Annotated in this window: 8 protein-coding genes; all 8 read left to right on the forward strand. The window is 52.5% G+C overall.

Annotated features, from left to right (window positions below):
• Window positions 1-8 precede the first annotated feature (8 nt).
• Window positions 9-1,355, forward strand: coding sequence for an acetyl-CoA carboxylase biotin carboxylase subunit (gene accC / locus HYQ67_RS19040; RefSeq protein WP_202306200.1), 1,347 nt, complete (start codon window positions 9-11; stop codon window positions 1,353-1,355).
• Window positions 1,356-1,469: 114 nt separating this feature from the next.
• Window positions 1,470-1,712 carry a YhdT family protein gene (locus tag HYQ67_RS19045; RefSeq protein WP_202306202.1) on the forward strand — a complete coding sequence of 81 codons (243 nt, stop codon included), beginning with the start codon at window positions 1,470-1,472 and terminating at the stop codon, window positions 1,710-1,712.
• Complete coding sequence (gene panF / locus HYQ67_RS19050) at window positions 1,702-3,156, forward strand: sodium/pantothenate symporter (protein ID WP_202306204.1); 1,455 nt, start codon at window positions 1,702-1,704, stop codon at window positions 3,154-3,156. Before HYQ67_RS19045 ends, panF begins: the two co-directional genes overlap by 11 nt.
• Before the next feature lie 11 nt (window positions 3,157-3,167).
• Window positions 3,168-4,049 (forward strand): 50S ribosomal protein L11 methyltransferase, encoded by an 882-nt coding sequence (gene prmA, locus HYQ67_RS19055; protein WP_202306206.1) that lies wholly within the window; start codon window positions 3,168-3,170, stop codon window positions 4,047-4,049.
• A 168-nt stretch (window positions 4,050-4,217) separates the two neighbouring features.
• Window positions 4,218-4,958, forward strand: a complete 741-nt coding sequence (locus HYQ67_RS19060) for a carbonic anhydrase (protein ID WP_202306208.1) — start codon at window positions 4,218-4,220, stop codon at window positions 4,956-4,958.
• A 376-nt stretch (window positions 4,959-5,334) separates the two neighbouring features.
• Window positions 5,335-6,300, forward strand: coding sequence for a tRNA dihydrouridine synthase DusB (gene dusB, locus HYQ67_RS19065; RefSeq protein WP_202306210.1), 966 nt, complete (start codon window positions 5,335-5,337; stop codon window positions 6,298-6,300).
• 24 nt (window positions 6,301-6,324) lie between these two features.
• Complete coding sequence (gene fis / locus HYQ67_RS19070) at window positions 6,325-6,621, forward strand: DNA-binding transcriptional regulator Fis (protein ID WP_000462905.1); 297 nt, start codon at window positions 6,325-6,327, stop codon at window positions 6,619-6,621.
• 296 nt (window positions 6,622-6,917) lie between these two features.
• Window positions 6,918-7,139, forward strand: coding sequence for a hypothetical protein (locus tag HYQ67_RS19075; protein WP_202306212.1), 222 nt, complete (start codon window positions 6,918-6,920; stop codon window positions 7,137-7,139).
• Window positions 7,140-7,345 lie beyond the last annotated feature (206 nt).

The raw sequence follows: 7,345 nt of genomic DNA on the forward strand, positions 1-7,345 counted from the left end.
AGGCGAACATGCTGGATAAAATTGTTATCGCTAACCGTGGTGAGATCGCTCTGCGTATTCTGCGTGCCTGTAAAGAACTGGGCATCAAGACTGTCGCCGTGCACTCCACCGCGGATCGCGACTTAAAACACGTACTGCTGGCGGATGAGACGGTCTGTATCGGCCCGGCTCCGTCCGTAAAAAGCTATCTGAACATCCCGGCAATCATCTCTGCGGCAGAAATCACCGGCGCAGTGGCGATTCACCCGGGCTACGGCTTCCTGTCTGAAAACGCCAACTTTGCCGAGCAGGTTGAGCGTTCAGGCTTTATCTTCATCGGTCCGCGCGCCGACACTATTCGCCTGATGGGCGATAAAGTCTCTGCGATCAACGCGATGAAGAAAGCTGGCGTACCTTGCGTGCCAGGTTCTGACGGCCCACTGGATGGCGATATGGATAAAAACCGTGCCCATGCGAAACGCATCGGCTACCCGGTTATTATCAAAGCCTCCGGCGGCGGCGGCGGTCGTGGTATGCGCGTAGTGCGTAACGACGCTGAACTGGAACAATCCATCAATATGACCCGTGCGGAAGCCAAAGCGGCTTTCAACAACGACATGGTCTATATGGAGAAGTACCTCGAGAACCCACGTCATATCGAAATTCAGGTACTGGCAGACGGTCAGGGTAACGCAATCTATCTGGCAGAACGTGACTGCTCGATGCAGCGTCGTCACCAGAAAGTTGTCGAAGAAGCGCCAGCGCCGGGCATCACGCCTGAGCTGCGTAAGTTCATCGGCGAGCGCTGCGCAAAAGCCTGTGTCGATATCAACTATCGCGGGGCGGGTACCTTCGAGTTCCTGTTCGAAAACGGCGAGTTCTACTTCATTGAGATGAACACCCGTATTCAGGTTGAGCACCCGGTAACAGAAATGATCACCGGCGTTGACCTGATTAAAGAACAGCTGCGCATTGCTGCCGGTCAGCCACTGTCCATCAAGCAGGATGAAGTTCACGTTAAAGGCCACGCGGTGGAATGCCGTATCAACGCCGAAGACCCGAACACCTTCCTGCCAAGCCCAGGCAAAATCACCCGCTTCCATGCGCCAGGTGGTTTTGGCGTGCGTTGGGAATCACACATTTACGCCGGTTATACCGTACCGCCGTATTACGATTCCATGATTGGAAAACTGATCTGCTACGGCGAAACCCGTGAAGTGGCTATCTCTCGTATGAAGAACGCCCTGGCGGAGCTTATCATCGACGGTATCAAAACCAACGTTGAGCTGCAGACCCGTATCATGAACGACGAACATTTCCAGCACGGTGGTACTAACATCCACTATCTGGAGAAGAAGCTGGGTCTTCAGGACTAAGTTTCTTTACGTCACGCAGCTTAAAAGGCCGGATAATCCGGCCTTTTCCTTTTTAATTCCCCAATTCAGGTGATGCGTTACAATCGCCGCTTTATACGAACTCAAGGGACAACAATGGACAAGCGTTTTGTTCAGGCCAATAAAGAAGCGCGCTGGGCGCTTGGGCTGACCCTGGCCTACCTTGCAGCATGGTTAGTGGCTGCTTACTTACCTGGTAATGAGATCGGCCCGACAGGCCTGCCACACTGGTTTGAGATGGCCTGTTTATTGGTGCCCCTGATCTTTATTGTGCTGTGCTGGATGATGGTTAAACTCATTTTCCGTGATATTTCGCTGGAGGATGACAATGCAGCTTGAGGTCGTCCTGCCGCTGGTCGCTTATCTGTTCGTGGTATTCGGCCTGTCCGTTTACGCCATGCGTCGCCGCAGCACCGGCAATTTCCTTAATGAATACTTCCTCGGCAGCCGCTCGATGGGCGGATTTGTGCTGGCGATGACCCTAACCGCCACTTATATCAGCGCCAGCTCGTTTATCGGCGGGCCGGGAGCGGCCTATAAATATGGTCTGGGTTGGGTTCTGTTGGCGATGATCCAGCTGCCTGCGGTCTGGCTGTCTTTAGGCATTTTAGGGAAGAAGTTTGCCATTCTGGCACGCCGCTACAATGCGGTGACGCTCAACGACATGCTCTACGCCCGTTACCAAAGCCGTCTGCTGGTCTGGCTGGCAAGCCTGAGCCTGCTGGTTGCCTTTGTTGGCGCGATGACCGTGCAGTTCATCGGCGGCGCTCGCCTGCTGGAAACCGCTGCGGGCATCCCTTACGAAACCGGCCTGTTAATTTTCGGCATCAGCATTGCGTTGTACACCGCATTTGGCGGCTTCCGGGCCAGCGTACTCAACGACGCGATGCAGGGGCTGGTCATGCTCGTCGGCACTATCCTACTGCTGATCGGCGTGATTCATGCCGCAGGTGGGCTGCATAGCGCGGTAGACAAGCTCCAGCACATCGACCCGAAACTGGTCTCTCCGCAGGGTGCGGATAATATTCTGTCGCCTGCGTTTATGACCTCTTTCTGGGTTCTGGTTTGCTTCGGCGTGATTGGCCTGCCGCACACCGCCGTGCGCTGCATCTCCTATAAAGACAGCAAAGCCGTTCACCGTGGCATTATTATCGGCACCATCGTAGTGGCTATTTTGATGTTTGGCATGCATCTGGCGGGTGCGCTGGGCCGGGCCGTTCTTCCTGACCTGAACGTACCTGATCTGGTGATCCCGACCCTGATGGTCACCGTATTACCACCGGTCGCCGCAGGGATCTTCCTCGCCGCTCCGATGGCCGCCATTATGTCGACCATCAATGCCCAGTTGCTCCAGTCCTCAGCGACGATCGTCAAAGATCTCTACCTTAATATGAGGCCCGAGCAGATCCACAACGAGAAACGCCTGAAGCTGATGTCATCCGTGATTACCCTGACCCTGGGTGCGTTGCTGCTGCTGGCAGCGTGGCATCCGCCGGAGATGATCATCTGGCTCAACCTGCTGGCGTTCGGCGGGCTGGAAGCGGTATTCCTTTGGCCGCTGGTACTGGGGCTGTACTGGGAGCGCGCAAATGCGGCTGGCGCCCTGAGCGCCATGATGGTGGGCGGCGTGCTGTATGCCGTGCTGGCAAGTTTTAACATCCAGCTATTTAGCTTCCACCCTATCGTTCCTTCACTATTATTAAGTTTGCTGGCCTTCTTGATCGGTAACCGCTTTGGTCACAGCGTACCCGCGCCAGCACTTGTTTCAACTACTGATAAATAAAGAGTTTCGCTATGCCATGGATCCAACTGAAGATAAATACCACCGGTGCCAATGCTGAAGAGCTGGGCGATGCCCTGATTGAAAGTGGCTCGGTGTCCGTGACGTTTCAGGACACCCACGACACACCGGTATTTGAACCGCTGCCGGGTGAAACGCGCCTGTGGGGCGACACCAACGTGACAGGCCTGTTTGACGCAGAAGCCGACATGAAAGAGGTTGTCGCTATCCTCGAAAATCACCCGCTGCTGGGTCAGGGCTTCCCTCACAAAATCGAACAGCTGGAAGACAAAGACTGGGAGCGCGAGTGGATGGATAACTTCCACCCGATGCGTTTTGGCAATCGTCTGTGGATCTGCCCAAGCTGGCGTGATGTCCCGGATGAGAATGCGGTAAACGTCATGCTCGATCCTGGCCTGGCATTTGGTACCGGTACTCACCCGACCACCTCACTGTGCCTTGAGTGGCTCGACGGGCTTGATCTGGCTGGCAAGACGGTCATCGATTTCGGCTGCGGATCCGGCATCCTTGCCATTGCTGCGCTGAAGCTGGGCGCGGCGAAAGCCATCGGTATTGATATTGACCCGCAGGCCATTCAGGCCAGCCGCGATAACGCCCAGCGTAACGGCGTCTCTGAGCGCCTCGAGCTTTATCTCCCGCAGGATCAGCCAGAGGCGATGAGCGCCGATGTCGTGGTCGCCAACATCCTTGCCGGCCCATTACGCGAGCTGGCACCGTTAATCAGCGTGCTGCCTGTTCAGGGAGGCTTCCTGGGCCTGTCCGGCGTACTGGCAAGCCAGGCGGAAGGCGTCTGTGAAGCCTATGCGGATAAATTCACCCTTGATCCCGTCGCGGAGAAAGAAGAGTGGTGCCGTATTACAGGGATTAAACGCTAATCTTTCTGCCTTAATAGCGTGGCCCTCGTGCCACGCTAGCTCCTTTCTGGTTTATCAGTATTCCCCCTTTATTCTCTTTCATCTCCATAAATTCTGGCCTTACAATATTCATGGCTAATCCATTGAATTAAATAATGTAATTCACAGAATCAATCAGGGAATGAATATATGAAAACGCGTTTACGTACGGCAACCCTTCTGCTCGTGGGGCTGCTGCCCGCTTTTGCTATGGCGTCACACTGGAGCTATGAAGGAAAAGACTCTCCTGAGCACTGGAGCGAAATTGATGCAGGTAATCAACTCTGCAAACAGGGGATGAATCAGTCACCGATCGATATCGATACCACCTTAAAAGCGCATCTTAATCCGCTGCAAGCCACGTACATCGACTCTCCTGTAGCCATTCTCAACAATGGTCATACCGTTCAGGTTAGTTTCGCTGAAAATGCGAAAGATAGCGTCATGATTGACGATGTTCCTTTCCAGCTGGAACAATTCCACTTTCATGCGCCAAGTGAAAACACCCTGCATGGCAAACATTACGCCATGGAGATGCACATGGTGCATAAAAACGCTGAGGGCGATATTGCGGTGGTGGCCGTCATGTTTGAAACCGGCGCGGCCAATGCAGAGCTTACAAAGTTGTGGGGGGCCATGCCGACCAAAGCAGAAGAGTCTACAGCGCTTAAGCAGAAAATTGATGTGGTAAAACTGCTGCCCGACGATCTGACCCACTATCGCTTCAGTGGCTCGTTGACGACACCGCCGTGTTCAGAGGGGGTCCGTTGGTTAGTGATGAAGCATCCTGTCACGCTTTCTGCACAGCAGTTGAAACAATTCACAGATGTTATGCATCACGATAATAATCGGCCGATTCAACCCCTGCACGGCCGCGTAGTCGTCGAATAACCGCTCTTTTAACGGGACCATCGTCCCGTTTCAGCGCTCTTATTATCACGGGGGGATAGGGGTATGCCCCCGCTTTAAAATGAGACACTCATCCCATAAAAACACTAAATCTGCCGAATAAACCAGCAGTTTATCTCGTCTGCCAGCCTTAAATTGCGGTTAATTGCTGCCATTTTCCAGCAAAATTCAAAAGAGCACAAATTAACCAATATGTCATAACCGAATGATAAAAAAGAAAATTAATTTTTTTATTCGTTTAAGCTTAATGATTCATTGATCTACAACAGAGGATTGCTCAAAGTTTGTCCTTTCATCTCGTGTAAAAAATGCGTAATATACGCCGCCTTGCAGGTACAGTATGGTCATTTCTTAACTCATGCGCATCGGACACCACCAGCTCAGAAATTGCCTTATCGCAGCACCTATGGCTGGCATTACCGACAGACCATTCAGAACGTTGTGTTACGAGATGGGAGCAGGTCTAACCGTTTCCGAGATGATGTCCTCCAACCCAGAAGTTTGGGCGAGCGACAAGTCCCGCTTACGGATGGTGCATGTTGATGAACCAGGTATTCGCACCGTGCAAATCGCCGGTAGCGATCCTGAAGAGATGGCAGAGGCCGCACGCATTAACGTGGCTAATGGCGCCCAGATTATTGATATCAATATGGGATGCCCGGCAAAGAAAGTGAATCGCAAACTGGCAGGTTCAGCCCTTCTGCAGTACCCGAGTCTGGTGAAGTCGATCGTGACAACGGTAGTGAAAGCGGTGGATGTTCCTGTGACGTTAAAAATTCGCACTGGTTGGGACACGGCGCACCGTAACTGTGTAGAGATTGCCCAACTGGCTGAAGACTGTGGCATTCAGGCCCTGACAATTCATGGACGCACCCGCGCCTGTTTATTTCAGGGAAACGCTGAGTACGACAGCATTCGGGCAGTTAAGCAGAAAGTTTCCATTCCGATTATCGCGAATGGTGACATTACTGACCCGCTTAAAGCCAGAGCTGTGCTCGACTATACAGGGGCAGATGCTCTGATGATAGGACGTGCAGCTCAGGGAAGACCCTGGATCTTTCGGGAAATCCAGCACTATCTGGACACTGGAGAGTTGCTTGCTCCCCTGCCTCTGGCAGAGGTAAAGCGCTTACTTTGCGCTCACATTCGGGAACTTCATGACTTTTATGGCCATGTTAAGGGATACCGAATTGCGCGCAAACACGTATCCTGGTATCTCCAGGAACACGCTCCAGATGACCAGTTTCGGCGCACATTCAACGCCATTGAAGATGCAGGCGAACAGCTTGCGGCGTTGGAGGCATACTTCGAAAATTTTGCGTAATAGAAATAAAGAGCTGACAGAACTATGTTCGAACAACGCGTAAATTCTGACGTACTGACCGTTTCAACCGTTAACTCTCAGGATCAGGTTACCCAAAAACCCCTGCGTGACTCCGTGAAACAGGCACTGAAGAACTATTTTGCTCAACTGAATGGTCAAGATGTAAACGATCTGTATGAGCTGGTACTGGCTGAAGTAGAGCAACCATTGTTGGACATGGTGATGCAATACACCCGTGGCAACCAGACCCGCGCTGCCCTGATGATGGGCATCAACCGTGGTACGCTGCGCAAAAAATTGAAAAAATACGGCATGAACTGATACTAGTCAGTTAGTGTTGTTTAAGAAGGCGCTACTCGGCATGGGGATGCGCCTTTTTTATCACCTCAATTCCCCTTTCCTCCATTTTCTCTCCATAGTTCGCCCTGACCGGCTCCTTTTCTCCACTTTGTTTACGTAGTACACGAATTGCAATTATTGCCTGCTGCTGACGGCGTTATGGCGGTGATAAAATAAGCACATTCACACCGTAGCGGATTTCGTGAAGACTCAGTGCAAGTTTCTTGCGCCAGCGAGAGTCATCCCTGCTCCGGGATTGGTATCAATGAGGTATGAAAATGAAAAAGCTAATAGCAGCAGCGCTGCTCTCTACACTTCTGGCTGGTTGTGCGACTAACTCTCCCTGTGTGCCGGTCTATGATGACCAGGGCCGTCTGGTGCACACCAACACCTGCATGAAAGGGACAACTCAGGATAACTGGGAAACGGCAGGCGCCATTGCCGGAGGTGCCGCGGCCCTGGCAGGTTTGACCCTGGGCATCGTTGCCCTGACCAAATAACCGTAAACGATTTACCGAAGCCTTCGTAGGGATGGATAAGCGTATGCGTCATTCATCCTGGACGGTTATCGTGTCGGATGACGCTTACGCTTATCCGACCTTGTATTATTCCCCCTGTTCAGAGTAAACCGGCCAGTTTATTCTGAACGCAGTCCGGACGTCGTATCCGACCTTAGGCTCTCAAGTCTGTGGTGTAGATTTTAACG

Origin of the sequence: Dryocola clanedunensis subsp. sulfonylureivorans (assembly GCF_016756775.1) — a bacterium.
GTDB lineage: Bacteria > Pseudomonadota > Gammaproteobacteria > Enterobacterales > Enterobacteriaceae > Dryocola > Dryocola clanedunensis.

Bases quoted from the DNA above. Each gene is read 5' to 3' on its own strand.
- accC (WP_202306200.1), top strand. From the start codon at position 9: ATGCTGGATAAAATTGTTATCGCTAACCGTGGTGAGATCGCTCTGCGT.
- HYQ67_RS19045 (WP_202306202.1), top strand. From the start codon at position 1,470: ATGGACAAGCGTTTTGTTCAGGCCAATAAAGAAGCGCGCTGGGCGCTT.
- panF (WP_202306204.1), top strand. From the start codon at position 1,702: ATGCAGCTTGAGGTCGTCCTGCCGCTGGTCGCTTATCTGTTCGTGGTA.
- prmA (WP_202306206.1), top strand. From the start codon at position 3,168: ATGCCATGGATCCAACTGAAGATAAATACCACCGGTGCCAATGCTGAA.
- HYQ67_RS19060 (WP_202306208.1), top strand. From the start codon at position 4,218: ATGAAAACGCGTTTACGTACGGCAACCCTTCTGCTCGTGGGGCTGCTG.
- dusB (WP_202306210.1), top strand. From the start codon at position 5,335: ATGCGCATCGGACACCACCAGCTCAGAAATTGCCTTATCGCAGCACCT.
- fis (WP_000462905.1), top strand. From the start codon at position 6,325: ATGTTCGAACAACGCGTAAATTCTGACGTACTGACCGTTTCAACCGTT.
- HYQ67_RS19075 (WP_202306212.1), top strand. From the start codon at position 6,918: ATGAAAAAGCTAATAGCAGCAGCGCTGCTCTCTACACTTCTGGCTGGT.